Here is a 26,202-nt window from a genome sequence, read left to right on the forward strand (position 1 = left end):
ATAATGTTCATAATTATATGCAAATCAAATATATACGGCAAGGTGCATTAATGAGTTATAGCGTTTGGCAAACACATAATTTAGAATATTCAATTATCCAAAACCTGACTAATCAACTATCCATATCGGATATGCTGGCGACTATTCTTTTTAACCGGGGAATACGTTCTGTACCGGCAGCTCAAAAGTTCTTATATGGAGCTTGGGATGATTTGCAGTCTCCGTGGGAACTTAATGGAGTAAGGGCGGCTGTAAATAGAATAGAATTAGCTATTAGCCGCGGGGAGAAAATTATTATTTATGGTGATTATGATGCCGACGGTATCTGTAGTGCGGTTTTGTTAAAAGAAGCCCTGCAGGCTCGGGGAACTGATCCTGAAATATATATACCGGACCGTTTTAAGGAAGGATATGGAGTTAATCAAGCTGCAGTAGAGATGTTGGCCCGGGATTACGACCTAATGATAACCGTTGATTGTGGTATTACATCAGTGGATGAGATAAGTAAGGCCAAAGACCTGGGTATGGATAGTATAGTTACTGACCATCATCAACCAGGGAAAATCTTACCGCCTGCGTTAGCTATCATTAACCCTAAAATTGATAATCACCTTGATTCATGGGGATTGGCTGGTGTAGGAGTTGCCTTTAAGCTGGCTGAAGCATTGTGCTCTCATCGGTTAGAACCAGATTTTTTGTATGGGCAGTTGGATCTGGTAGCCCTGGCTACTATTGCGGATATTGTACCCCTTACTGGAGATAATCGTATACTGGTCAAGGAAGGTTTAAAGTATTTGGGTAAAACTTCTCGACCAGGTTTAAAGGCACTTTTAAAGGCGGTAGGATTAGAAGGTAAGCCACTTGATTCCTGGCAGGTTGCTTTTATGCTGGCTCCCCGGATTAATGCAGCGGGACGGGTAGGCAGTGCCATGAGTAGTGTGGAGTTACTTGCTACAGAAGATGAAGAAATAGCCAGGCAAAAAGCTGCCCTACTTTGTGATTATAATGATCAGCGCCGGGCTATTGAGGGTGAAATTTATGAGGCGGCTATCGAGCAAATTCCAGCTCAACCGGACTTAAATGATTATCCGGTGTTAATTGTGGATGGTGAAAACTGGCATCATGGAGTAATAGGTATTGTGGCCTCCCGTATGGTGGAAAAGTACCATCGACCCGTCATTATTGTTTCCTGGGAGGGTGACCGGGGAAGGGGATCTGGTCGTAGTATAGAAGGACTTGATTTATATCAAGGTCTCAGTGGATGTGCAGAGGAACTGGAGGCTTTTGGTGGTCACCAGTTAGCAGCGGGGTTAACTGTGACTCGTAGCCGATTTAAATCATTTTGCCGCAGAATGATGGCATGGGCCCGGGATAAAATAGCTACTACCCCTGGAAAAGTATACCAAATAGACTATGAGATCGATGCCAGCATGATTAATGACCAACTGCTGGAAGAATTAAAGCTATTACAACCATTTGGAGAAGGAAATCCGGTTCCGCAACTAGTATTAAGATCGGCCAGTATAGAAACTGTTAGCCTGGTAGGGAAGAATAAGGAACACTTCCGAGCCAGGATTTTCCCCGGTCTGGATCTAATTGCCTTTAACCAACCTGGGTGGATAGATTTACCGGTAAGAGAGTGCTGCCAGGATATCCTTTTTCAATTAGAACAAGATCAGTTTAGAGGAAGAAAACGTTTGCAGCTTAAAGCTAAATCTATGAAGAGTTCCTATTTTAATGATTATGGGAAAAATAACCCCGGGGTAAACAAATTTTATCAATTAATTAATAGAAGTATTGAGTACTTAAGAAAGGGAACCAGGGTAGTTTATGTCTATCCTACCAGCCGGCTATTAAATAAACATAGGACAACTTTGGAACAATTTTTCCAACCTAGGGTATTGCGCTTTTTATATGGTAAGATTCCGTGTCCGGTTCGATCTCAGGTACTCGGTGATTTAAAAAAAGGCCAGCCCGGGATTTATCTGACTACAACTGCCTATCTCCATTACTTGCGAAGCAAAGGCTATGAGCTTTCCGAAGATATTTTTATGGTTGATATGTGGAATAAAGGGGGGAAGTTAACTCCTAATTCAGAAGTGTGGTGGGGGTGTAATCCTATTGAAGGTTGCCCGCCATGGAGCAAATGGGATGGAGAGGTACCATCCCGGTCGCTGGTTTATGCTAATCGTAGTAGTACAATCTTGAAGGCTCGTCAGCAATTGTCTGGCATAGCAATCGAGGCGGGATTAAATGATGTTTACAGGCGCCGGGAGGCTCGCCGGATGTTTATGACTGCCCGGACTAATCACCTGCTTATTGATGGATCGTACCTGCAACTGCCGGGTACCTATGGAGAGGTATCATTACTGTTTTTTGCTGATGTACCTTTTAGCATAGGGGAAGCTATTATGATCTCGGGACCAGTTGAATTTAGAAATGAACAATCCTTCTTATTTTTAGGCGATAAAAATGACCTTATGGATAATCGTAGTTATCTGGAGAAAGCTTATCCCAACGCCAGTACCTTAACTTCTCTGTTGCGTGTCCTGGTAGATATTAACCGGCCGGGACTAAGTATTAATATTCATGAATTATCCCAGTTATGGGGGGAAAAGCGGGGGGAGGAAACCGGATCTTGGGAGTGTTGGGCGGGACTACAAATACTTTATGATCTTGACTTGTGTCGTTTTAGGAAAAAGGGTAGTATGATTGAGATAAAGCTCCCTGGTATCCGCAAGAACACTTTTAATACCGGAGATTCTCCCTATTACCAGGAAGGAATAGCAGAAAGACAGGCGTGGCTTAATTTGGAGAAAAAAATTGTCCAGGACCTGGAATGGTGATATGTATGGGACCACAAATGTTAATTGAAAAAGTAATAAAATATGACCAGCGTGCTGATATTGAATTGATCAAAAAGGCATATAACTATGCCTATGTAGCCCATGCCGGGCAAAAAAGAATTTCAGGAGAACCATATATTATTCATCCGATTGAAGTAGCCCGCATATTAACCGAGATCGAAATGGATTCAGCCTCTATATGTGCAGCTCTTTTGCATGATGTCATTGAAGATACCGATGTGGCCTATTCTAATATTGTCAGTGAATTTGGTGAGGAGATTGCCCGTTTAGTTGATGGGGTTACCAAATTAAGCCGCATCAACTTCAAGTCTAAGGAGGATGCCCAGGCGGAAAACCTGCGCAAGATGTTTATTGCTATGGCCCGGGATATTAGGGTGGTTATGATTAAATTAGCTGACCGCCTGCATAATATGCGTACACTTCAATTTCAAAATGAACGTAAACAAAAGGAAATTGCCCAGGAAACTATGGAGATTTTTGCTCCTTTAGCCCATCGTCTAGGAATATTTAAATTTAAATGGGAATTAGAAGATTTATCTTTTTACTACCTGGATACCGAAACTTATTATCAAATTGCCAAACGCTTGAAAAAAAAGCGACAGGAAAGGGAAGAGTATGTTCATGAACTTATTGATCAGCTCTCCCAAGGCTTAGATAAAATCGGAATTACAGGTGATATTAAGGGACGCCCTAAAAATATATACAGCATATACAAAAAAATGCTCAAGCAGGGGAAAGATATTGACGAGATTTATGATAAGATTGCTATCCGGGTTGTGGTGGAAGATGTTCGTGAATGCTACGGGGTGTTAGGGATAATCCATACTATGTGGAGACCTCTCCCCGGCCGGTTTAAGGATTATATTGCTACCCCTAAGCCCAATTTATATCAATCTCTGCACACTACCTTGATCGGTAAAGGTGGAGAACCTTTTGAAGTCCAAATCCGTACCTGGGATATGCACCGTACTGCTGAATATGGTATTGCTGCCCACTGGCGCTATAAAGAGGGGGCTAATCCCCGGGACAAAAAATTTGATGAGAAGCTATCCTGGTTAAGACAGATCCTGGAATGGCAGCAGGAAGTCAAAGATACCCAGGAATTTATGGAAGCACTTAAAATAGATTTATTTAATGATACCGTCTTTGTTTTTACGCCTAAAGGTAAGGTTATAGAACTGACCAAAGGCGCCTGTGCAGTTGATTTTGCTTATCGGGTGCATACTGAGGTTGGTCACCGCTGTACTGGTGCTCGGGTTAATGGGCGGATAGTACCGCTTGATTTACCGCTCTCTAATGGAGATATAGTGGAAATAATCACCTCTAAGAGTTCGCCTGGACCTAGTTACGATTGGTTAAATTTTGTAAAAACTTCTTCGGCAAAAAGCCGGATAAAGCAGTGGTTTAACCGAGAAAAACGGCAGGCCAATATTATTAAAGGCCGGGATTTGATGGAGCGTGAGTTAAAAAAGAAGCACTTTAATCCCAGAGAGTTGCTTAAAGAAGACAAACTCATGGAGGTTTCTCGCCGGTTTAGTTTTAATTCGGTAGATGACCTGTTTGCAGCCGTGGGGGATGGTAATATTAGTGCTACCCAGGTGTTAAACAAGCAAAAAGAGGTTTTTTTCCAGGATGCCCATGTTGAGGATATATTACCGGTAGATATTCCTTCGCGGCCCATTCCTCCCCGGGAAAAGGACTCGGGAGCGGCGCTAAAAGTTAAAGGTGTAGACGAAGTGGCTATCCGTTTATCTCGCTGTTGTAACCCCCTTCCTGGAGATCCGGTTCTAGGTTACATTACCCGGGGGCGGGGAATCTCAGTACATCGTCAGGATTGCCCTAATTTAATAAATTATCTTAAAACGGAAAAGGATCGTATTATTGAGGTGGAATGGGATGAAGAGGAGCGAGGCCTTTACACTGTTGAATTAGAAGTCAGGGCAATTGATAGGGCCAGGTTAACTACTGATGTAATGAATATCTTAGCCGATATGAGAATTCACATTCATTCTGTTTATTCCCGGGTAGCTAAGAATGATGTGGCCGTCATGAATTTTAAATTTGAAATTAAAGATTTGGGGCACCTGCAGGCAGTTATGCAGAGGATTAAGAAGGAAAAAGACGTGTTGGAAGTGCATAGAGTTCTTCCTACCGATATGCGAGGTGATTAGGTTTTGCGGGCGGTTTTACAACGTACCACGGCCAGTTATGTAACAGTAAATAATGAAGTTATGGGATCCATTGGGAAAGGCATAGCAGTTTTATTGGGCATAAAAAAAGGTGACACCCGGCAGGATGCCCAATACATGGCTGATAAAATAGTCAATTTGCGTATTTTCCCTGACCAAGAAGGGAAGATGAATTGTTCTTTACTGGAAAGTCAGGGAGAAATTCTTTTAATCAGCCAATTTACCCTTTATGGTGACGCTCGAAAAGGACGTCGGCCCGGCTTTTCAGATGCCAGCTCATCTGATGAGGCTCAGCCCCTTTTTAATGATGTAGTCGAATTTCTTCGTAGTTATGGAATTAAAGTGGAAACAGGGGTTTTCGGGGCCGACATGATTGTACATATAGAAAACGATGGGCCGTGTACTATTTTATTGGATAGTGAAAGAGTTTTTTAAAAGGAGGAATACACGTGATACTTAAGGCTCTGGAGATCAGTACCATGGGTGTAAACTGTTACATCGTAGGCTGTGAGGAGACTAAAGAGGTAGCGGTCATTGATCCCGGCGGGAATCCTCGTGGAATTGTACGCGTTCTGGAGGAAGAGGGGTATAAAGCGGTTTGTATTATTAATACTCACGGGCATATTGACCATATAGGTGGTAACCAGGGGGTCAAAGATGCCACCGGAGCTAAGATCCTTATTCACGAAGCCGATGCTAAAATGCTAACTAATTCTGTATCCAATTTCTCTTTTTTGATGGGTTCCAAAGTGACCAGTCCTCCAGCCGACCAGTTTATTAAAGATGGCGATATTATAAAAATTGGTAATACGGTGGAATTAGAAGTAATCCATACTCCCGGACATAGTCCAGGAGGGGTATGCCTGAAAACCGGGAATACAATATTTGTGGGTGATACCCTGTTTCAGATGTCTATAGGTAGAACTGATTTTCCAGGAGGATCTTATCGCGAGTTGATCAATAGTATCAAAGAAAAGCTGCTTTGCTATGATGATGAGGTAATTTGCTACCCGGGGCACGGGCCGGCAACTACCATTGGTTTTGAGAGGGAAAATAATCCTTTTCTTTAAGCTTTACAACTGCTTTTGTATATGTTAGCATACAAACATCATATTTATTTGAAAATGCAAATGCTGAGAACAGGTAAAGTAAGGTCGTGAAATTATACAGAGAAGGAGTGCCATCGGCTGTAAGCACATCTATGAGGAAACGGCCCGAAGTTCACCTGGGAGCACCCGGCTGAAACATTAAGCAAGTAGGTCGAGGCGGAGACTTCCACCGTTACCAGGAAGAGGATATCGGATTTAATCTCGTATCTTATTATTGGCGGACCTTTTTATTTAAAATGGGTGGTACCGCGAGAGCAACCAGCTTCTCGTCCCATGGGATGAGAAGCTTTTTTTATTTTAAGAGATTGCCTATCCTTATTTAAGTGGGCCCAGGCCAATCAGGGTGGTACCGCGGGAGTATTAGTATACCTCTCGTCCCTTCGGGATGAGGGGTAAATTTTTGCTTAAAAATAGACGGAAATATTCTTGCATAGAGTAAAAAATGTTGCCATTATGTAACTATCTCTAATACCTTTAATAAGTACGAGTGGAGGTTTGACATGATTATAGCCCTTGATTTTAGACCACAGGAACTATATAAATGGCTGCACGAATTAGTCCGTATGGCTTTCCCGGGAGATGAAATAAGTCGTCAGGTTAATGGGCAGGAAAATCTTATCATTCAGGTTTCTATGAATCAGCAGGATAGGAGGGTACGCTTTTGCGGGGCCATTAATGAGCAGTCATTGGTTAAAGAGTACCGACTGTTGGAGTTGCCAACCGGGGAGGCTCATGAAATTAACCGCCTGGCGAGAAGGTTCACCTTCGAATTACTTAGCCATTATACTAATAGCCCGGTTAGTCCTTACGGTATATTAACCGGGGTACGTCCAGTTAAGTTGGTACGGCGTTTAATCGAACAGGGGCTAAGTGATGAACAGGTATTACAACAGTTGAAAGACAGCTTTTGTCTCCATATTGATAAAGCCAAGTTATTGCTGGAGGTAGCCCATTTAAATCATCCTTATCTATTAAATAAAAGGGAAGCTCATCGTTTGATCAGCCTCTATGTAGGGATACCCTTTTGTCCCAGTCGGTGTTTATATTGCTCTTTTCCTGGGGCAGTTGTAAAAGACTATAATTATGATCTAAAATCTTTTTTGCAAGCCTTATACCAAGAAATGGCGGCTATAGGAAGTTTCCTACATACCGAAGGGTATGCGGTGCAGACTATATATATTGGTGGAGGCACCCCTACAGTACTCTCAGAGGAGGATATGGCAAAACTGCTGGATAATCTGGTAGGGTGGTTTGTATCATCGTCAACGGCTGAGATTACTGTAGAGGCGGGCAGACCGGATACCTTGTCTCTTTCTAAATTAAAGATGCTAAAAGAGGCAGGCATAAACCGGATTTGCATCAATCCTCAAACCATGAATGATGCCACGCTGGCGCATATTGGCAGACGGCATAACCGGAAAGGGGTGGTTCAGTCGGTGGAGTGGGCCCGGCAGGCGGGCATACAACAAATTAATATGGATTTAATCGTGGGACTTCCTGGTGAAGGATACCAGGAACACACTAACACAGCAGAGGAAATACTAAAACTTAAACCGGAAAATATTACGGTTCACACCCTGGCAATAAAGAGGGGTTCTTTAATGGCAGAAACTAGTGGAAAAGAACATGATGCCCTTCAGGTCAGGGGGGTAGAAGAGGGAGTGCAGTTTTTTGCTGCTACTCTTGGCGAAAATGGCTATTTGCCTTATTACTTGTACCGGCAGAAATATATGAAAGCTAACCTGGAAAATGTCGGCTATGGGCTGCCACATAAGTTCTGCCTGTATAATATACAAATGATGGAGGAAAGGCAGACTATCATAGGTCTGGGAGGTGGAGCTGCCAGTAAATTTATTAATCCTCTAAACTGGACCTTAAGTTCTTTCTATAACCCTAAAAACCCCACAGCATACTGTCATTCTATTGATAGGCTAATTGCCCGCAAAGTTGACAACCTTCGGGCCTTAAATTAGAATTATCCAAGAAATACTATCAATATATGGAGGGTAGTTATGCAGGTTAAAGCCCCTAGGGGTACATATGATATACTACCAGATCAAGTCCATAAATGGCATTATATTGAAGAAGTACTAAAAGGTACCGCCGAGTTGTATGGTTACCGGGAAGTGCGCACTCCTATTTTCGAACATACTGAGCTGTTTGAGCGGGGTGTGGGAGAAAGTACGGACATTGTAACCAAGGAGATGTATACATTTTCGGATAAATCTAAGCGCAGTTTAACTCTGCGTCCTGAAGGTACGGCTTCCTGCGCCCGTGCCATTATAGAGCATAGTCTTTATAATGGGCTGCTGCCAGTTAAATGGTATTATACCGGGCCTATGTTCCGCTATGATCGTCCCCAAACTGGAAGATATCGTCAGTTTCACCAGTTCGGGGTAGAGGCTTTTGGCAGTACCAGTCCTTATTTAGATGCAGAAGTCATCTTGCTGCTGGTAGAAATATTAAACCGTTTAGGACTATCGGAATTTGAATTACATCTTAATTCAGTAGGGTGTCCATCTTGTCGGGAAGAATACCGTCATAAACTTATCCAGCATATTACCCCGGTTAAGGATGGGCTTTGTAAAGATTGCCAGGTAAGGTACCAGCAGAACCCACTGCGGGTTTTGGATTGTAAGGTGGCTACCTGCCATGAAGCTATAACCGGGTATCCGACCTTAAGTGAATATTTATGCGGTGAGTGCCGGGATCATTATGCGATTGTGCGGGAAACCCTGGAACAAAATGGCGTAAAATATATTCATGATGACAACCTGGTACGGGGATTGGATTACTATACTAAGACTGCTTTTGAGGTTCATATTCCTGACATTGGTGCCCAAAGTGCTATAGGCGGCGGAGGACGGTATGACGGACTAGTTCGTGATTGTGGTGGGCCGGATTTACCGGGTATTGGTTTTGCCCTGGGAATAGAAAGGCTGCTACTGGCAGTAGAATCACTAAAAAGTAGTTGCGTAAGGCCGGTCGGTATTGAGGCCTTTGTAACAGTCATGGATGATAAATATGAACTACAGGCGGCCCGCCTAGTTAATGAATTGCGTCAGGCTGGTATAAGAACTGATAAGGATTATAGTGGTAAGAGTGCCCGGGCACAGATGAAGTATGCCGCTAAATTAGGCGCATATCTGACCTTGTTTGTTGGGGACGAGGAAATAAACGGGGATTTTATCACCATACGCGATATGCAGAGCAAAAAACAAGAGCAGGTGGCCCGGGATCATATCACTGACCATGTGAAATTATTATTGCAGAATTACTAAAAGAAACTGAGTCTTTAGGGCAGCATATATATGTGATCGAATGATACTACCCCGGCTAAGTCTTGTTTTCACTGTTTCCAAATGTAGGCTCATAACAGGCAAGCCTTAGCCCTGCGAAGGTACCATAGACGTTTTCACAAGAGTTTTAGGAGGATAGGGTTGATGAAAAGAACGCACAGTGCCACCGATATTGGTCTTGAGCATGTGGGAACCAGAATTATTCTTAATGGATGGGTTAATACCCGGCGTGATCATGGTGGATTAATATTTGTAGATCTGCGGGACCGTTCCGGTATAATTCAGATAGTTTTTAGTCCGGAAACGGATGAGGATGCTTTCCATATCGCGGAACAAATTCGCAGCGAGTATGTGATTGGTGTTGCAGGAACGGTACAAAGAAGGCCGCAGGAAACTGAAAATCCTAATCTAAAAACAGGCCAGATTGAGATATATATTGATAAAATCGAGGTTTTTAGCAGCGCTAAAACTCCGCCGTTTTATATCGAAAATGGTGTGGATGTTGATGAGCTCCTGCGCTTAAAATACCGGTACCTGGATCTGCGTCGCCCGGAGATGCGCGATAATCTTATGCTCAGGCACCGGGTGGTTAAAACCATGCGGGATTATCTGGATAGCCGGGGATTTCTGGAAGTGGAAACTCCAGTATTAACTCGTAGTACTCCGGAAGGGGCCCGGGACTATCTGGTACCTAGCCGGGTACATCCGGGAGAGTTTTTTGCCCTACCCCAGTCACCGCAGATTTTTAAGCAGATCCTTATGGTGGCAGGTATGGAAAAGTATTTCCAGATAGCTCGTTGCTTCCGGGATGAGGATCTGCGTGCAGATCGGCAGCCGGAATTTACCCAGTTGGATATGGAGATGTCTTTTATTGATGAAGAGGATATATTCCAACTGGTGGAAGGACTGATGGAGGCTATTTTTCAGGAAGGAATGGGACGCAGTATTACTACTCCATTTCCACGCATTACCTATGATGAGGCTATGCGTAAATATGGTAGTGATAAGCCTGATTTGCGCTTTGGTCTGGAAATAATTGAGCTTACTGATCTGGTGCAGGAGGTCGAATTCAAGGTTTTTTCCTCCGCTATTAAGTCGGGAGGAGTAGTAAGAGCTATCAATGCAAAAACCTGCGGTTCCTTTTCGCGTCGAGAAATAGACGACCTGACCAAAATAGCTATAGATAATGGGGCTAAAGGAATGGCCTGGATTATAGTTAATAAGGATGAACTCAGATCACCGATAACTAAATTCTTTACTGATGACCAGATGGAGACTATATTAAAAGCCCTGGATGCCCAACCGGGGGATTTATTGCTTTTTAGTGCCGACCGTGAGGAAGTAGTTTCAAGGGTACTAGGCGTGCTAAGATTGGAACTAGGGCGGCGGCTCAATCTTATTGATGACAGAATTCTCCAATTTGCCTGGGTGGTAGACTTTCCTCTGCTGGAGTATGATGGCGAAGCCAAACGCTGGGTAGCAGTACATCACCCCTTTACTTCTCCACGAGTAGAAGATGTACCTAAGCTGGATCAGGAACCTGGTCAGGTTAGGGCTCGGGCTTATGACCTGATCCTTAACGGAACAGAGATTGGCGGAGGTAGTATACGTATCCACCGGCGTGATTGGCAGGAGAAGATGTTCTCTCTGCTGGGGATGACCATGGACGAAGCTCGGGAAAAATTCGGATTTATGTTAGAGGCTTTTGAATATGGGACTCCACCACATGGGGGAATTGCCTTTGGGATCGACCGTTTAGTCATGATTATGGCGGGGAGAAATAGCATCCGGGATGTAATCGCTTTTCCCAAAACGCAAAGTGCTTCCTGCTTGATGACGGCAGCTCCTTCCGAGGTTAGCCCCCGGCAATTAAGAGAGCTTTCTTTAAAGATCCGTGAAAAATAAATGAATCTCTGGATAAACTGGGGTATAATAACAGTGTAGATTTCTTGAAGAAAGCTTAGTTCTGTGCTATCATTTACCTAGCTAAGCTACCTAGCAAAAGTAAAATCAGACAGTAAATCCCTGCTGTGTACGTGTGTTAAGCCGTTAAGTTTTTGCCAACACCAAAAACGCGGGAACCTGGTCTCCACATATGACGAGTATGCCTGCTCTATGGCAGGACACGCAAATTATGTGGGAGGGTATCCACCTGCTTAGTCAGGTTTAAACTACGGCACCACGGCATCGGTGGGGTTTTTTATTGGGAGGTAAAAGGTGGATAATGAATTTCTACACCGGACCAGGCTGTTATTAAAGGAAGAAGGAATTCATCGTCTTCAGCAGTCATGGGTAGCAGTAATTGGTCTGGGGGGAGTGGGGTCTTATGCTGCCGAGGCTATTGCCCGCAGCGGGGTAGGACACATGACCATTATTGACCGAGACCAGGTGGAAGTTAGTAATATAAACCGCCAGTTACCAGCACTACAATCCACTCTGGGCAGGTACAAAGCTGAAGTCATTGGGGAAAGGTTATTAGATATAAATCCTTCGTTAAAGCTTGATATCTGGGTGGAAGAATATAATCCTGCTACTAGCAGCAGTTTACTTAACCCGGACCTGCATTTTGTGGTTGATGCTATTGATTCACTGGCAGCTAAAATTCACCTGATAGTTTCCTGTATTGACAATAGGTTACCTATAATCAGTGCTATGGGGGCGGCTAATCGTTTAGATCCGCTTCAGTTGCACATTGATGATATTAAAAACACTTCGAACTGCCCCATGGCCCGTCGGGTTCGCAGGGAACTGCGTAACAACGGAATCTACCAGGGGGTACCTGTCGTATACTCCACCGAGCTACCGGTCAAGCTGGAAAATAATAGTACTAAGTTAGGCAGTGTTGCCTATGTTCCAGGTTGTGCCGGACTTTTGATGGCCAGTTATGTTGTAAACCACTTGGCCGGTATTAAATGATTATTTGGGTGATAAAACATGAATAAGGGTAATCAGGTAATGGCCATATTCCAAAGCTTGCTTGACCATTTTGGTTCACGTGGATGGTGGCCTGGTGATTCCTGCCTGGAGATTATGATAGGGGCTATTCTTACTCAGGCAGTGTCATGGAAAAATGTGGAGAAAGCTATTGATAATCTAAAAACAGCCGATATGCTTAATATGGAGGCTCTTCTCCAATGCGAAGAAGGGCAGATAGCTCTCTTTATAAAGCCAGCTTTATATCATCGCCAAAAGGCCCGTAAAATAAAAGCCTTGCTTTCATTTATCGACCAGGAATACGGGGGGGACCTGGACCGTATGTTTGATCAGAGCCTGGAGAAGCTGCGTTCTCAACTACTGGGGGTATGGGGAATCGGACCGGAAACGGCTGATTCAATTTTGCTATATGCTGGAAATAAGCTGATTTTTGTGGTAGATGCTTATACCCGCAGGATATTTGCCCGGCTGGGTATGGTTCCTGAAGGAATTACCTACGAAAAAATGCAGGTATTTATGATGCAATATGTTACTAAGGATTTATATATCTATAATGAATATCATGCCTTATTGGTAGGTTTGGGAGCCCAATACTGTAAGAAAAAGAACCCCCGCTGTGATAAATGTCCGATAAATATATACTGTGACTATTTCATATCAATGCAGGAAAATTAACTGAGGAGGTAGAATGCATGTCCTACTGGGATAAAGAGAAAGAATGTATGCCCCGTAAGGAATTAGAAAAACTCCAGTTACGTAGACTCAAAGAAACGGTTTACCGGATGTATGCCTTTGTGCCAGCATATAAAGATAAAATGGATCAGGCTGGGATTAAACCAGATGATATAAATTCCCTGGCTGACTTAAGTAAATTGCCTTTTACTACTAAACAAGATTTGCGAAACAATTATCCCTTTAACTTATTTGCCATTCCCATGAGTGAAGTGGTACGTATTCACTCTTCCTCTGGTACAACTGGTAAACCTACCGTAGTAGGCTATTCCCGGCGAGATCTTGATATCTGGTCGGAATTAATGGCCCGGGCTCTTACCAGTGCTGGAGCCAACCGCTACTCAGTTATCCAAAATGCTTATGGGTACGGATTATTTACCGGTGGCCTGGGGGTACACTATGGAGTAGAAAAATTAGGTGCTATAGTTATCCCCAGTTCAGGAGGGAATACTAAACGCCAGATTATGCTCATGCAGGATTTCGGAACCACGGTTATAACCTGTACTCCTTCGTATGCTTTATTTATGGCTGAGGTTATGGAGGAGATGGGGATAAACCCCGCTGACTTAAAACTTAAGTCGGGTATTTTTGGGGCGGAACCCTGGTCAGAAAACATGCGCCGGGAAATCGAAAAAAAGCTGCAGATTGATGCTTATGACATTTATGGTCTAAGCGAGGTCATCGGACCGGGGGTAGCCATTGAATGTCCTTGTAAAAATGGATTGCATATTGCGGAAGACCACTTCATTCCTGAAATTATTGATCCTGAAACAGGGGAAGCGGTGGAAGATGGATCTCCAGGTGAATTAGTTATCACTACCATTACCAAAGAGGCTTTGCCCATCATTCGTTACCGTACCCGTGACCTTAGTATATTGGATCACCATACTTGCGAATGCGGACGTACCCATGTACGCATGAAAAAAGTCCTGGGCCGGTCAGATGATATGGTTATTATCCGCGGTGTAAACGTCTTCCCCTCCATGGTGGAAAGTGTACTATTAAATATCCCCGGGGTAGAACCTCACTATGTGCTAATAGTTGATCGCCGGGGTAACTTAGATATATTAGAGGTACAGGTGGAAGTTTCGGAAAGGGTATTTAGTGATGAAGTTCGTAAACTGGAAGAACTGAGTGCTTTGATAACCCGCGAGTTGGAAAGTGCGCTGGGAATTGGTGTTAAGGTACGTCTGGTTGAACCGAAATCGCTGCAACGGAGTGAAGGTAAAGCCAGGCGAGTCATCGATAAGCGTAATCTATAAAGGAGGGAAAACATGGCCAAGCAGATTTCAGTTTTTTTAGAAAACAAAGCAGGACGGTTGTCGCATGTAACCCGGGTTTTGGGGGAAGCGGGTATAAATATAAGGGCTTTATCAATTGCTGATACTTCCGATTTCGGAATCTTACGTATTATTGTCAATGATCCGGATAAGGCTTATGAGATTCTTAAAGAAACTGGATTTACCGTAAGTGCAACCGAAGTTGTTGCCGTGAAAGTTCCTGATTGCCCCGGGGGACTAGCGATGGTTCTGGAGCAGATGTCTGATGAAAACCTGAATATTGAATATTTATATGCATTCCTGGGTACTTCGGAAAATGATGCTCTAGTAATTTTTAAAGTCGAAGATATTGAACGGGCCCGGAAAACTTTCACTGACAAAGGGATTCCCTTTTTAGATGAAAATAAGCTTTATGAGCTATAGTTATAAATACCAGTACCCAGGGGATATCCGGGGTACTGGTATTTTTTTATAGAGATATTCTGATGAGATGAGCGGAGGAGAAAGCTACTTGCTCAAGTTGTAACCTATCAACCGGACCAAACGAAAAAGAAACAACTTCTTGTAAACCAGAAAGAAGGAGTTTTAAAATTGTCAATGTTTGAGTACTGTGGAAATATTCATATACATTCCACTTATTCCGATGGAGGCCTACCGGTATCGTTAATAGCTAAAAAAGCGGCTCGGACTGGATTGGATTTTATAATTATAACTGACCATCGGACCCTAGCAGGTTTATATAAAGGGGAAGAGGGTTACCATGATGGGATTTTAGTCCTAATTGGAATGGAGGTAAACCAGGCTACCCACCATTACCTGGCTCTGGATGTTAATCAGGTGGTGAAAGATAATGAGGGTTGCCCTCAAGAAGTGATTGATGAGGTTAACTACCAGGAAGGCATAGGTATAATTGCCCATCCCCATGAAAAAGGTTCGCCGCTGTATAATGATGGCCTCACTTTCCAATGGACCGATTGGTGCATCCAAAATATACAGGGTATTGAAATTTGGAATTTTCTTTCCCAGTGGAGGGATGGTATTACAGGGATTACCAGAGGTTTATATCTCCTGTTAAATCCCCACCAGGCTTTAAGAGGTCCTTATCAGGAGACTATGAAAAAATGGGATAGTTTTCAGATAAGTGGGCAGAAAGTTATGGCTTATGGGGGATCTGATGCACACGGAATCAGGTTAAAACGGGGGATACTTAATATGGAAATAGGTTCTTATGATCTAAGTTTCCGTTGTATAAATATGCATATATTAAGCTATAAACCTCTGACTGGTGAGAAGGCTCATGATCGCCGATTAGTCCACCAGGCCCTGCGGAAGGGGCGCAGCTGGGTTGGTTATGACTATTTTTACAATAGCCGGGGATTTCGCTTTGAACTACACCAGGGGGATAAGGTTTGGACGATGGGGAATCAGGTAAAATGGGCTAGATCAATGTGGTTTAAAGTAAATACCCCGCGCCGGGCTCTGGTCAAATGTATTAAAAACGGAAAGCTATGGTGTCTAAGTAAGGGTACCAGACACATTTTTGCTCACCCTGGTCCCGGGGTCTACCGGGTTGAGGTATACCACCGTCATTATTTCAAATGGCGCCCCTGGATATTTTCTAATCCTATATGGTTAGTATAAAAAACCTGCTAAAACATCGGCAGGTTTTTTGCTGACTAAAGCAGATAATTGACTGCTACCTGTGGTCTAAAATATTGTTTACTTTATATAGGACCTGAGGATAGTTTTCTATAGTTCGCAGTGCACTAATCACCTGACATCTTCCACCAGTAAACCCTATAAATCGGCGCCTAAACCAATAAACATTGCCAGACCCAAACGCTTGTTAATATTTTCACAAAGAAGGTATATGGAAACATTTAATAGAAAAGAGTGGTGTATAGTGGAGCAAAGTGGAAGGTAATCCCTAGATTGGGTTCGGAAGGGAAGAGCATATGTTCCTGGGAGAATACCAGCATTCATTAGATGCAAAAGGAAGAGTAACTATTCCTTCAAAATTCAGGGAGCAGCTTACCGATCGGTTTGTAGCTACTAAAGGATTAGATAATTGTATCTTTCTGTATCCCCTGGAGGAATGGAGCCGTATAGAAGAAAAGATTCACTCTCTGCCGTTTACACGGTCAGATGTGAGGTCTTTTGCTCGTTTTTTCTTTGCTGGAGCTTCGGAACTAGAAATAGATAAGCAGGGAAGAACCGTGCTGCCTGTTAATCTCCGCGATTATGCTGCCATTGAAAAAGACCTGGTAATTATAGGGGTAGGGTCACGGGTGGAGATTTGGGCCAGTGCAAAATGGGAAAGCTATACTGAAAGTGCGGAATCATCATACGAAGCAATTGCGGAAAGTCTGGTGGATTTAGGTATATAGCAGCACCAAAAGGTTGTTACCCCTGATCAAATAATTTTTAAAAATTCCAGCCTCTGATACTAGCCAGAGATTTTAATTTAGCTGCTAGTAATCCCGTACCATCTAGGAGCATAATATAGAGGACGGAAATGCCAAATCAGGAAAATTGTCGTCAGAATTAGGTTCTATTTTTAGATACCTGCCATAGTGCTTGCAACGAGAGGAACAGTTACGAGTGAACTCATAGGAGTGGATATATTGCACCAGCCAGTTTTGTTGGAGGAAACTATAACTAATCTAGTAACTAATCCGCATGGTATTTATGTGGATGGTACCCTGGGCGGAGGAGGACACTTGACCAGACTGATGGCATCACTGGCTGATGATGCTATGGTTATTGCTCTGGATAAGGATAACGAAATTCTTAAGAAAACCGCTTCTCAATTTAAACAAAGTAATATTATTTTTATACATGCTGATTTTCGCCATATGGCTACGGTTCTTTCCCAACAGGGAATCAACCAGGTAGATGGAATTATGTTAGATCTGGGCGTATCTTCATTCCAGCTAGATATTGCCGATAGAGGTTTTAGTTTTCATCATAATTCCCGCCTGGACATGAGAATGGATCGTAGTCAGGATTTAACTGCCTGGGATATTGTAAATTGCTTTGATGAAGAGGAACTGAGTCATATTCTAGAGACCTATGGAGAGGAAAAATATTCCCGATTTATTGCTAGGAACATTGTAAAACAACGGCAACAGAAAACTATTGATAGCACGTTGGAATTAGTGGAAGTAATCCGGGCGGCAGTCCCTGCTCGTTATAGCCGAGAGAAACATCCTGCCCGTCGAACATTTCAGGCATTACGCATTGCTGTAAATAGTGAATTAGATGCTCTTAAGCAGGTTCTTCCCCAGATAGTTGAACTTTTAAAGCCCCAGGGGAGGCTATGTATAATTACCTTTCATTCCCTGGAGGACCGGATGGTTAAGAAATTCATACAGGAAGAAGCCCGGGAATGTATTTGTCCACCTGGCCAGCCGGTATGCACCTGTGACACAAAACCCCGCTTAAGAATAGCCAAACGCAAGCCTTTTATGCCAAGTCCGGAAGAATGTGAAAATAACCCCCGAGCCAGGAGTGCCAGGCTGCGGACAGCTATAAAATTATAGTTCTACAATTAAAGGAGGAAGAATAGTATGATACAGGCAGGCCATGGCTATGCAACTAATTGGGATATTGATGCTGTTTCTGCTCCTACTAAATCAACCCGTCAGGTAAAAAGGGTCTATACCCGGCGTAATACGCATCGTGCCTGGTTAATAAAGATAGGTATCTGTATTTTCATCTATGCATTAGTTTTAGTATATCTATGTATTAGAGGAGCAGTCTTAGGCTATCAAATCGTTTCCCTGGAAAACGATATCCGAGGCCTGGAAACTGCTAACCATAGAATGGAATATGAAGTCGAAGTCAAGACTTCATTGGAGCACATTGAGCAGGTAGCATCGACCCAGATGGGAATGGTAAAACCAGAAAAAGGAATTGCTATGGCGGTTACTGCAAAACCATATAGTTCTTCGGAGGTAAATTCAGTTAAGGCAAAAGTTTCTGAAGAGAAACCGCAACTGATCACCGCAGAGAGCAATCAAATATTACATAAGATTTATTCAAATCTGATGTTGCTTGCGGAAAAAAACATCTAAAGTCAAACGGGGTGTAAATTTATGCAAACCGGTAGTTTACTAGTAAGAAAGCGTATAGCAACGCTTTTTTTCTTATTTACACTGACTTTTTTCTTGTTAGGGGGAAGGGTTTTTTGGGTTCAGTTCGTCCGTGGGGCAGAGTTATCCCAAAAGGCCCTGCAAAATAGAATGCGTGATGTACCGGTAGAATCGAAAAGGGGTATCATCTACGACCGTAATAACCATGAATTAGCCATTTCTATTAGTGCGGATTCAGTATACGCTATTCCAGCCGAAGTTTTAAGCTCTGGACGCGAGAAGGAAGTTGCTGAAAAGCTGGCTCAGGTATTATCTATGGATGAGAAAAAACTGTACGAGAGGATAACCCGGAGCAGTTCATTTGAATGGATTAAAAGACAGATTGATCCTGAAAAATCAAAAGCATTACGGAAAATGGACCTACCTGGCATTGGGCTTACTGAAGAAAGCCGACGTTACTATCCGAAGGGAACGCTGGCCAGTCATATTCTGGGAATATCAGGAGTAGATAATACCGGTTTGGAAGGCATTGATTTTTATTATAATGATTTGGTAGGGGGTACCAAGGGCAGAATAATAATAGAACATGATGCTGCTAATCGGCCTATACCTGAGGCAACCCATAAATATATTCCACCTGTGGATGGAGCCAATTTGATATTGACGCTGGATGAGACTATCCAGTATATTACGGAACGGGAATTGAATAAGGTGTTTAAAGAACGGCAGGCTAAGGCAGCGACTGCCATAGTTATGGATCCAAAAACTGGTGAAATCATGGGCATGGCTTCCCGTCCCAATTTTGATCCTAATCGTTTTGGGGATTATCCAGCCAGCAACCGGCGGAATTTTGCTATTAATGATGCCTATGAACCAGGTTCCACTATGAAAATAGTTACGGCGGCTATGGCCATGGAAGAAAAGGTGGTCGGTCCCGAAAGCAAGTTTTTTTGTCCTGGTTATATAAAGGTGGGCAAGGAGACTATAGGTTGTTCCAATCGTAAAGCGCATGGAGATCAGACTTTTGCCCAGATCGTAGAAAATTCCTGTAACGTAGGCTTTGTTCAGGTCGGGCTGGACCTGGGGATAGATCGATATTATAAATACCTGGAGGCATTTGGATTTGGCAAACCAACCGGTATAGATTTACCCGGCGAGGCGGCTGGTATCACGGTTCCTAAAAGTCGTGCCAAGCAGATAGACCTGGCTACGATGTCCATGGGTCAGGCTAATGCGGTAACTGCTATCCAACTGACAACAGCCGTGGCTGCCGTAGCTAATGAAGGCAAGATGATGAAGCCGCACCTGGTTAAACAGGTCATTGATAAAGATGGTAAAGTAATTAAAAAATTTGACCCTAAGATGGTAAAACAGATTATCTCTCCTGATACGGCCCGGGACCTTTGTTATATACTGGAAGGAGAGGTTGTTAACGGAACCGGTAAAAATGCATATATGGAAGGATTTAGAGCTGCCGGGAAAACGGGAACTGCGCAAAAAATATCTCCTACCGGAGGCTATCTGGCTAATGAATATATAGCTTCTTTTATAGGTTTTGCTCCAGCTGATGATCCAAGACTAGTATGTATAGTGGTAGTTGATGCTCCTAAGGGATACCCTTATTATGGTGGTTGGGTAGCTGCACCGGTATTTAAATCTATTATGGAAGATTCATTACGATATCTGGAGGTTCCCAAGCAGGAAGAAAAAAACGCTCAGTCTGACAATCCGCAAACTGTTGAAAAAGTAGTGGTTCCTGATGTAGTGAATCTACCTTTATCGGAATCTATAGCCACTATTAATGCCAGGGGGTTGAATGTAAAGGTTAGCGGGACAGGAAATATTGTATATCAGCAAACTCCCCGTCCCGGGTCAAGACTAAACCGGGGTGCTCAGGTTATAATAAGCTTGTCCCCATTCGAAAAAGGTAAGGAGAATGGGGAAGTAACTGTTCCTGATCTGCAGGGGAAATCAATGAAGGAAGTTGCCCGTGTACTGGCGGATTTAGGTCTGCATCTTGTGCCGGAAGGTTATGGCCTGGCTTATGAACAGTCCCCTCCGGCTGGTAAGGTGGTTACAGGCGGCTCCAGTATAAAGGTGAAATTTCAACCAGTGGGAGAATAGTGGTACCCGCATGAATGCAAGGGGGAAAGGTAATGCTTTTAGCGGAGTTAACAGTTAATATAGAGTATAAGATATTAAAAGGATCCTTGAATCAGGCTATTAACAGTGTCTGTTACGATTCGCGCCAGGCGGGTCAGGGCAGTCTTTTTGTTTGTATACGCGGACTTAAGACTGATGGACACCAATTTGTAGATCAGGCTATTAGCAGGGGTGCTACCGCTATTTTAGCAGAACGGGAAGTCTTAGTACCTGAAGAGGTAGCCTTAATTATAACTCCTGATACCCGCAAGGCATTACCGATTGTTTCCGGTAATTTTTATAACAATCCTTCCCGGCAGCTTACGGTTATAGGTATAACTGGCACTAATGGTAAAACTACTACTTCACATTTACTCCAGGCTATCCTGGAGGAGAATGGGGAAAAAACAGGGATACTAGGCACCCTTTATGGAAGTATTGGCGATTTGCGAATAAAAAATCCGCATACTACCCCAGAATCGCTGGAAATAGAAGAGTTTATGGATTTAGTACATAAAAATAAGGGACATAATGTCGTTATGGAGGTATCCTCTCATGCCCTGGCTTTACACCGGGTAGATGCCATTGATTTTGATGTGGCGGTATTTACTAATTTAACTCAGGATCACCTGGATTATCATAGGACTATGGAGGACTACCGGGAAGCAAAAAAGAAACTTTTTGCTATGTTGCCGGCTGAGGGGTCAGCTTTTGCGGTTATTAATGCTGATGATGACAATAGTGCCGCTATTATCAGCGCTTGCCGCTGCCGTATTTTAACTTTTGGAGTAAATAGCCCGGCTGATATCCGGGCTATAAATTTGGATATTAGTATGCAGGGAAGCAGGTTTGAAGTTAACTATGGGGATATTTCATTCCCCATCGAGATGAAGTTAATTGGATTATTTAGTGTTTATAATGCCCTGGCAGCTATTAGTGTATGCCTGGGAATGAATATCCCTATACCAGTAATTCAAAAGGCCCTGGCCAAAGTTAAAGGGGTGCCAGGACGTTTTGAACAGGTGGACTGTGGGCAGGATTTTACTGTAGTGGTAGATTATGCTCATACTCCTGATGGACTTGAAAATATATTAAAAACAGCCCGCCAATTAGTTACCAACCGGTTGATCACTGTTTTTGGCTGTGGAGGGGATCGTGATCACACTAAGCGACCACTTATGGGGGAAATCGCGGCTCGCTACAGTGATTTCAGCGTAGTTACCTCTGATAACCCCCGCAGTGAAGATCCTCATAAAATAATTGAAGATATACTGCCGGGATTACAAAAGGTTGCTGGGGCCCGGTTTGCTGTTATTACTGACCGTCGTAGTGCTATCGAACAGGCGATTTATCTAGCACGCCCTGGGGATTTGGTAGTGATTGCTGGCAAAGGACATGAAACCTACCAGCTAGTTAAAGATCAAGTACTGGAGTTCGATGATCGCCAGGTAGCGGCAGAATTTTTGAAAGGGAAACAGGATTAATGAGTTGGAATCTGGATTTTATTAGTTGTAGTGTAAAGGCCATTAGTATTAACGCTAACCTAGTAAATACGGTGAATGGTATTACTACCGATTCTCGCCGGGTAGTACCAGGTCAGCTTTTTATAGCATTAAAAGGGGAAAATTTTGATGGACATGACTTTATCGACCAGGCTTTTCAGGCTGGGGCTGCAGCGGCTATTATATCCGTCGGTGCGTCCAGACTTAGAAAAAAATGGCCGCAAAAAGCGATCATAGAAGTAAGGGATACTCTGCAGGCTCTGCAGGATTTAGCAGCCGCTAACCGCCAACGTTTTTCCCTGCCGGTAATAGCAGTTACCGGTAGTGTAGGCAAGACGACCACTAAGGAAATCATCGCTGCCTGTCTTAGGGTCCGTTATCACACTCTTAAAACGCAAGGTAATTTTAATAATGATATTGGTATGCCCTTAACTATTTTGCGTTTAGACCAGGATTATCAGGCGGTCGTGGTTGAAATGGGAATGCGGGCTCCGGAAGAAATTAGGCGACTGGCCCGTATAGCTAATCCTACCAGTGCGGTTATTACTAATGTTGAGCCTGTCCACCTGGAGACTTTAGGCACGCTGGATAACATTGCTAAAGCCAAATGTGAGGTTTTGGAACAGGTAAAAGATTTTGCAGTATTGAATGGAGATAACCCGTATTTAATGAAAGCAGCGGGGCCTTACACTTGTAGGAAATATACCTTTGGCTATAATAGAGCTTGTGATTTTCAGATACGAGATCCCCGTGTGAACCGGCAGGGAATTCAGTTTCAGCTATGTATGTCGGGGCATAAAGAAACCCTGTCTTTTCCCGTACCGTCATTAAAATTGGCTGAAAATGCAGCTGCTGCTAGTGCGGCAGCTTATTTAACCGGTTTATCCTGGGATGAAATCAAACAGGGCCTATTATCATACCAACCGTCCGGCAACCGCCTTCACGTTATTAATCTTAAGGAAGGTGGAATTATTATTAATGATACTTATAATGCTAATCCAGTTTCTATGGGCGCGGCCCTGGAAATGCTCTATGAGTTAAGGGGAACGGGTCGTCTGGTAGCGGTACTAGGTGATATGTATGAACTAGGCAGCTATGAAGAACGGGGACACCGGGAAGTAGGTGAAAAAGCTGCCCAATGTAAGGTGGATCTACTAATTACCGTAGGTGTACGAGCCGGTTTGATTGCCGAAGCAGCACTAGAAGCCGGCTTGGATGCCGGTCAGGTAAGACATTTCACCTGTAAACTAGAATGCTTAGCTTTTTTAAAGAAAAATTTAATTCGTAGTGATGCGATTTTATTTAAAGCGTCCCGGGGTATGCAATTAGAAACCCTGATTGATGAGTGGTTGGGTTAGGAGGAACGCTAATGCAAGGCGTAATGACCAATGTATTATTGGCAGCAGGATTGTCTTTATTAATTTCACTAGCTCTAGGGCCGTTTATGATTCCATTTCTTACTCGTCTGAAAGTAGGCCAGAACATAAGAGAGGATGGTCCTCAGCGGCATTTGGCTAAAGCCGGCACTCCTACGATGGGGGGTATAATCATTGTTACTGCCGTTATGGTTTCGGTATTTTTTCTGGCGGGGAGTAGTAGTGAAGCCCTCAGTGCAGTTTTAGTGATGCTGGCATTTGGAGCGGTAGGATTCTGGGATGATTATATTAAGGTAGTATTGAAACGATCTCTGGGACTTAGGGCCAGGGAAAAGCTAGGCCTACAACTAGTTGTAGGGCTGGTTTTCAGCCTGCTGCTGGTGTATTATTTTGGTCGTGGTACCGCAGTTATAATCCCTTTTACAGGACAGGAATGGGATCTGGGATTCTTTTATATACCTTTTATTATTCTGGTACTGCTAGCCACATCCAATACCGTGAATCTGACTGATGGTCTGGATGGTTTAGCTGCTGGAGTAACCTTCTTTGTAGCTATTGCTTTTGCATTGGTAGCGTTGATGACTTCTCATTACCAGTTAGCCACCTTTTGCGGTGCTCTGGCCGGTGCTTGTCTGGGCTTTTTGTTTTTCAACCGGTACCCGGCCCGGGTGTTTATGGGTGATACGGGTTCTATGGCTCTGGGCGGGGCGGTAGCGGCAGTAGCTGCTCTAACCCGCTCAGAGATATTCCTGTTAATTATCGGAGGCGTATATGTTATTGAGGGTCTTAGCGTAATTTTACAGGTTATTTCCTACCAGACTACTGGAAAACGTATATTTTTGATGAGTCCTTTACATCATCATTTCGAATTAAAAGGGTGGCCCGAAAACAAGGTGGTTCATTTTTTCTGGTGGCTATCCCTGGGCTTTGTTATTTTTGGCATTATAGGCTTTAAAGGTATTGGATAGGAAGTGTGAACTCATTGAATTTTTTAGGTAAGAGAATTTTAGTGGTAGGCCTAGCCAGAAGCGGTCAGGCCTCAGCCAAAGTACTGTGTAAGTATGGGGCACGGGTAACTGGATGTGACAATAACCCGGCCGAGAAATTGATCCCGGGAATTAGAGAAATTCAGGACATGGGAGTAAATATTGTTATTGGATCGTACCCAGAGGTAAGTAGTCAGACTTTTGACCTGGTGGTGGCCAGTCCGGGAGTTCCTCTGGAAATTTCGCCTTTTCAACAGGCTTTTCAGGCGGGTATACCGGTAATTGGAGAACTGGAACTAGCTTATCGCTTAAAATCCTCGCAGTTGGAAATGTACGCAGTCACAGGCACGAATGGTAAAACGACTACGACAACTTTGCTGGAGGCTATTCTAAAACAGGACGGGCGCGAGGCAAGATATGGAGGGAATATCGGTATACCCCTTACCAAGTTAGTTGATGTCATGGATTCAGGTGTGATATCGGTTGAGGTTTCCAGTTTTCAGCTGGAAACGGCAGTGGATTTTCGGCCCCATATTTGTGGTCTACTGAATATTACCCCTGACCATCTGGATAGGCATAAAACTATGGAGGCCTATATTGCCGCCAAAGGTAAGATCTTTAAAAATCAAAGACCGGAAGATTATGCGGTCATTAACTTTCAGGATGATATTTTAAGGGGTCTGGCGACAGAATGTCCCTCTCAGGTAATATTTTTTGCTACCGATCAGGAATTGCCCCGGGGTGTATATATGGATCAGGGTATGATCACTTATGTAGACGACCACCAGCGGGTAGAAATTATTCACCAGGAGGATATCTTGCTCAGAGGAAAGCACAACCTGGAGAATATTTTGTGTGCAGTAGGTATGTCGCTGGTGGCGGGGGTAACCCCCGAGGCTATTAAAGAAGTGTTATCAACCTTTTCAGGGGTCAAACATCGCATGGAAGAGGTGCCTACTAAAGACGGAATTCTTTATATCAATGATTCTAAAGCTACTAATCCTGATTCAGCTATTAAAGCCTTGGAATCTTTTGATCGCCCCGTAATACTTATTGCTGGTGGACGTAATAAAGGTTCTGACTTTGGCATTTTAGCCAGCTTTATTAAAGACAAAGTAAGAGATTTAATCCTTTTGGGGGAAGCCCGGGATGAGATAAAAGAAGCAGTCATTAAGGCCGGTTTTAAGAATATAAATGTGGTAAAAGACCTATCGGAGGCGGTGCATATGGCCCACCAGTTAGCCCGAGCAGGTGATGTGGTATTGCTTTCGCCTGCTTGTGCAAGCTGGGACATGTTTGAAAGCTATGAGCAAAGAGGAGATATTTTTCGCCAACTGGTTTTGGATTTAAACTAGTAGGAAGTTGGTTTTAAAGGTATATAACGTTAGTTTGAATACAAAAATATTCCGGAAACACCGGCTGCTTGTCGGGCGGCTTCTGGGGGTACCGGGCAACCGTGTTCCACGAACTTATCAATGAGGGATAGCGAACATAAGTGGTGCCTGAGGGGATTGATTACTGGCCAATGTCCCTTGCCCCCCCTGCTGTTTCGCCTGCAGGGGGTTTCTACCATGCTTCGTTAATATCGCTCTACATATTTATTTTATGGGTTCATAATAGTAAAAGTGAGCGAACAGCGGTGGTATCCACAGGGTTTAAACCGGCTGATTTAGGATTTTCAATAGTGGAATC

At 43.5% G+C, this 26,202-nt stretch carries 20 protein-coding genes, 1 other RNA gene and 1 other annotated feature; all 21 genes read left to right on the forward strand.

The annotated features are described in order from the left end of the window. Positions 1-50: 50 nt before the first annotated feature. The 21 genes from recJ (at position 51) to murD (ending at position 25,865) form a co-directional block, all read left to right on the forward strand. Positions 51-2,846, forward strand: coding sequence for a single-stranded-DNA-specific exonuclease RecJ (recJ, locus tag ACZ5Q0_RS11655; protein WP_446820585.1), 2,796 nt, complete (start codon positions 51-53; stop codon positions 2,844-2,846). Positions 2,847-2,851: 5 nt separating this feature from the next. After that, entirely contained in the window at positions 2,852-5,038 is a 2,187-nt protein-coding gene (locus ACZ5Q0_RS11660; protein ID WP_447182568.1) for a RelA/SpoT family protein, read from the forward strand. A 3-nt stretch (positions 5,039-5,041) separates the two neighbouring features. Next, positions 5,042-5,491 (forward strand): D-aminoacyl-tRNA deacylase, encoded by a 450-nt coding sequence (dtd, locus tag ACZ5Q0_RS11665; RefSeq protein ID WP_446820583.1) that lies wholly within the window; start codon positions 5,042-5,044, stop codon positions 5,489-5,491. Positions 5,492-5,505: 14 nt separating this feature from the next. Beyond that, positions 5,506-6,126, forward strand: coding sequence for an MBL fold metallo-hydrolase (locus tag ACZ5Q0_RS11670; RefSeq protein WP_446820582.1), 621 nt, complete (start codon positions 5,506-5,508; stop codon positions 6,124-6,126). Between the two features lie 56 nt (positions 6,127-6,182). Further along, positions 6,183-6,442: a binding site (T-box leader), on the forward strand. A 223-nt stretch (positions 6,443-6,665) separates the two neighbouring features. Beyond that, complete coding sequence (gene hemZ / locus ACZ5Q0_RS11675) at positions 6,666-8,138, forward strand: coproporphyrinogen dehydrogenase HemZ (RefSeq protein WP_446820580.1); 1,473 nt, start codon at positions 6,666-6,668, stop codon at positions 8,136-8,138. 39 nt (positions 8,139-8,177) lie between these two features. After that, on the forward strand, positions 8,178-9,446 hold the full coding sequence (gene hisS, locus ACZ5Q0_RS11680; RefSeq protein ID WP_446820579.1) for a histidine--tRNA ligase: 1,269 nt from the start codon (positions 8,178-8,180) through the stop codon (positions 9,444-9,446). Between the two features lie 162 nt (positions 9,447-9,608). Beyond that, positions 9,609-11,369: an aspartate--tRNA ligase gene (gene aspS / locus ACZ5Q0_RS11685; RefSeq protein ID WP_446820578.1), complete on the forward strand. Its 1,761-nt coding sequence runs from the start codon at positions 9,609-9,611 to the stop codon at positions 11,367-11,369. A gap of 114 nt (positions 11,370-11,483) precedes the next feature. Then, a non-coding RNA gene (ssrS, locus tag ACZ5Q0_RS11690) (6S RNA) lies at positions 11,484-11,665 on the forward strand. A gap of 16 nt (positions 11,666-11,681) precedes the next feature. Next, positions 11,682-12,380 (forward strand): tRNA threonylcarbamoyladenosine dehydratase, encoded by a 699-nt coding sequence (locus ACZ5Q0_RS11695; protein WP_446820577.1) that lies wholly within the window; start codon positions 11,682-11,684, stop codon positions 12,378-12,380. 18 nt (positions 12,381-12,398) lie between these two features. Beyond that, entirely contained in the window at positions 12,399-13,073 is a 675-nt protein-coding gene (locus ACZ5Q0_RS11700) for an endonuclease III domain-containing protein (RefSeq protein WP_446820576.1), read from the forward strand. Positions 13,074-13,090: 17 nt separating this feature from the next. Then, complete coding sequence (locus ACZ5Q0_RS11705) at positions 13,091-14,392, forward strand: phenylacetate--CoA ligase family protein (RefSeq protein WP_447182569.1); 1,302 nt, start codon at positions 13,091-13,093, stop codon at positions 14,390-14,392. Positions 14,393-14,404: 12 nt separating this feature from the next. Continuing rightward, on the forward strand, positions 14,405-14,833 hold the full coding sequence (locus ACZ5Q0_RS11710) for an ACT domain-containing protein (RefSeq protein WP_446820572.1): 429 nt from the start codon (positions 14,405-14,407) through the stop codon (positions 14,831-14,833). A 174-nt stretch (positions 14,834-15,007) separates the two neighbouring features. Next, a complete protein-coding gene (locus tag ACZ5Q0_RS11715) occupies positions 15,008-16,051 on the forward strand; it encodes a PHP domain-containing protein (protein ID WP_446820758.1) in 1,044 nt (347 codons plus the stop codon). A gap of 314 nt (positions 16,052-16,365) precedes the next feature. Beyond that, positions 16,366-16,797: a division/cell wall cluster transcriptional repressor MraZ gene (gene mraZ / locus ACZ5Q0_RS11720; protein ID WP_446820571.1), complete on the forward strand. Its 432-nt coding sequence runs from the start codon at positions 16,366-16,368 to the stop codon at positions 16,795-16,797. A gap of 228 nt (positions 16,798-17,025) precedes the next feature. Then, a complete protein-coding gene (gene rsmH / locus ACZ5Q0_RS11725) occupies positions 17,026-17,952 on the forward strand; it encodes a 16S rRNA (cytosine(1402)-N(4))-methyltransferase RsmH (RefSeq protein WP_446820569.1) in 927 nt (308 codons plus the stop codon). Between the two features lie 27 nt (positions 17,953-17,979). Further along, complete coding sequence (locus ACZ5Q0_RS11730) at positions 17,980-18,486, forward strand: hypothetical protein (RefSeq protein ID WP_446820567.1); 507 nt, start codon at positions 17,980-17,982, stop codon at positions 18,484-18,486. Between the two features lie 21 nt (positions 18,487-18,507). Continuing rightward, positions 18,508-20,628 carry a stage V sporulation protein D gene (locus tag ACZ5Q0_RS11735; protein ID WP_446820565.1) on the forward strand — a complete coding sequence of 707 codons (2,121 nt, stop codon included), beginning with the start codon at positions 18,508-18,510 and terminating at the stop codon, positions 20,626-20,628. 32 nt (positions 20,629-20,660) lie between these two features. Continuing rightward, entirely contained in the window at positions 20,661-22,130 is a 1,470-nt protein-coding gene (locus ACZ5Q0_RS11740) for a UDP-N-acetylmuramoyl-L-alanyl-D-glutamate--2,6-diaminopimelate ligase (protein ID WP_446820563.1), read from the forward strand. Further along, a complete protein-coding gene (locus ACZ5Q0_RS11745) occupies positions 22,130-23,506 on the forward strand; it encodes a UDP-N-acetylmuramoyl-tripeptide--D-alanyl-D-alanine ligase (RefSeq protein WP_446820561.1) in 1,377 nt (458 codons plus the stop codon). The genes ACZ5Q0_RS11740 and ACZ5Q0_RS11745 overlap by 1 nt, the downstream gene beginning before the upstream one ends. An 11-nt stretch (positions 23,507-23,517) precedes the next feature. Further along, positions 23,518-24,492 (forward strand): phospho-N-acetylmuramoyl-pentapeptide-transferase, encoded by a 975-nt coding sequence (mraY, locus tag ACZ5Q0_RS11750; RefSeq protein WP_446820559.1) that lies wholly within the window; start codon positions 23,518-23,520, stop codon positions 24,490-24,492. A 5-nt stretch (positions 24,493-24,497) separates the two neighbouring features. Further along, positions 24,498-25,865, forward strand: a complete 1,368-nt coding sequence (murD, locus tag ACZ5Q0_RS11755) for a UDP-N-acetylmuramoyl-L-alanine--D-glutamate ligase (RefSeq protein WP_446820557.1) — start codon at positions 24,498-24,500, stop codon at positions 25,863-25,865. The last annotated feature ends 337 nt before the right edge of the window (positions 25,866-26,202 follow it).

This window comes from Syntrophomonas erecta subsp. sporosyntropha, assembly GCF_055395365.1.

What these genes read in the sequence shown, in the direction of transcription:
- recJ (WP_446820585.1), top strand. Translation starts at nt 51, where the DNA reads ATGAGTTATAGCGTTTGGCAAACACATAATTTAGAATATTCAATTATC.
- ACZ5Q0_RS11660 (WP_447182568.1), top strand. Translation starts at nt 2,852, where the DNA reads ATGGGACCACAAATGTTAATTGAAAAAGTAATAAAATATGACCAGCGT.
- hemZ (WP_446820580.1), top strand. Translation starts at nt 6,666, where the DNA reads ATGATTATAGCCCTTGATTTTAGACCACAGGAACTATATAAATGGCTG.
- hisS (WP_446820579.1), top strand. Translation starts at nt 8,178, where the DNA reads ATGCAGGTTAAAGCCCCTAGGGGTACATATGATATACTACCAGATCAA.
- aspS (WP_446820578.1), top strand. Translation starts at nt 9,609, where the DNA reads ATGAAAAGAACGCACAGTGCCACCGATATTGGTCTTGAGCATGTGGGA.
- ACZ5Q0_RS11700 (WP_446820576.1), top strand. Translation starts at nt 12,399, where the DNA reads ATGAATAAGGGTAATCAGGTAATGGCCATATTCCAAAGCTTGCTTGAC.
- ACZ5Q0_RS11705 (WP_447182569.1), top strand. Translation starts at nt 13,091, where the DNA reads ATGTCCTACTGGGATAAAGAGAAAGAATGTATGCCCCGTAAGGAATTA.
- ACZ5Q0_RS11710 (WP_446820572.1), top strand. Translation starts at nt 14,405, where the DNA reads ATGGCCAAGCAGATTTCAGTTTTTTTAGAAAACAAAGCAGGACGGTTG.
- ACZ5Q0_RS11715 (WP_446820758.1), top strand. Translation starts at nt 15,008, where the DNA reads ATGTTTGAGTACTGTGGAAATATTCATATACATTCCACTTATTCCGAT.
- mraZ (WP_446820571.1), top strand. Translation starts at nt 16,366, where the DNA reads ATGTTCCTGGGAGAATACCAGCATTCATTAGATGCAAAAGGAAGAGTA.
- ACZ5Q0_RS11730 (WP_446820567.1), top strand. Translation starts at nt 17,980, where the DNA reads ATGATACAGGCAGGCCATGGCTATGCAACTAATTGGGATATTGATGCT.
- ACZ5Q0_RS11735 (WP_446820565.1), top strand. Translation starts at nt 18,508, where the DNA reads ATGCAAACCGGTAGTTTACTAGTAAGAAAGCGTATAGCAACGCTTTTT.
- ACZ5Q0_RS11740 (WP_446820563.1), top strand. Translation starts at nt 20,661, where the DNA reads ATGCTTTTAGCGGAGTTAACAGTTAATATAGAGTATAAGATATTAAAA.
- ACZ5Q0_RS11745 (WP_446820561.1), top strand. Translation starts at nt 22,130, where the DNA reads ATGAGTTGGAATCTGGATTTTATTAGTTGTAGTGTAAAGGCCATTAGT.
- mraY (WP_446820559.1), top strand. Translation starts at nt 23,518, where the DNA reads ATGCAAGGCGTAATGACCAATGTATTATTGGCAGCAGGATTGTCTTTA.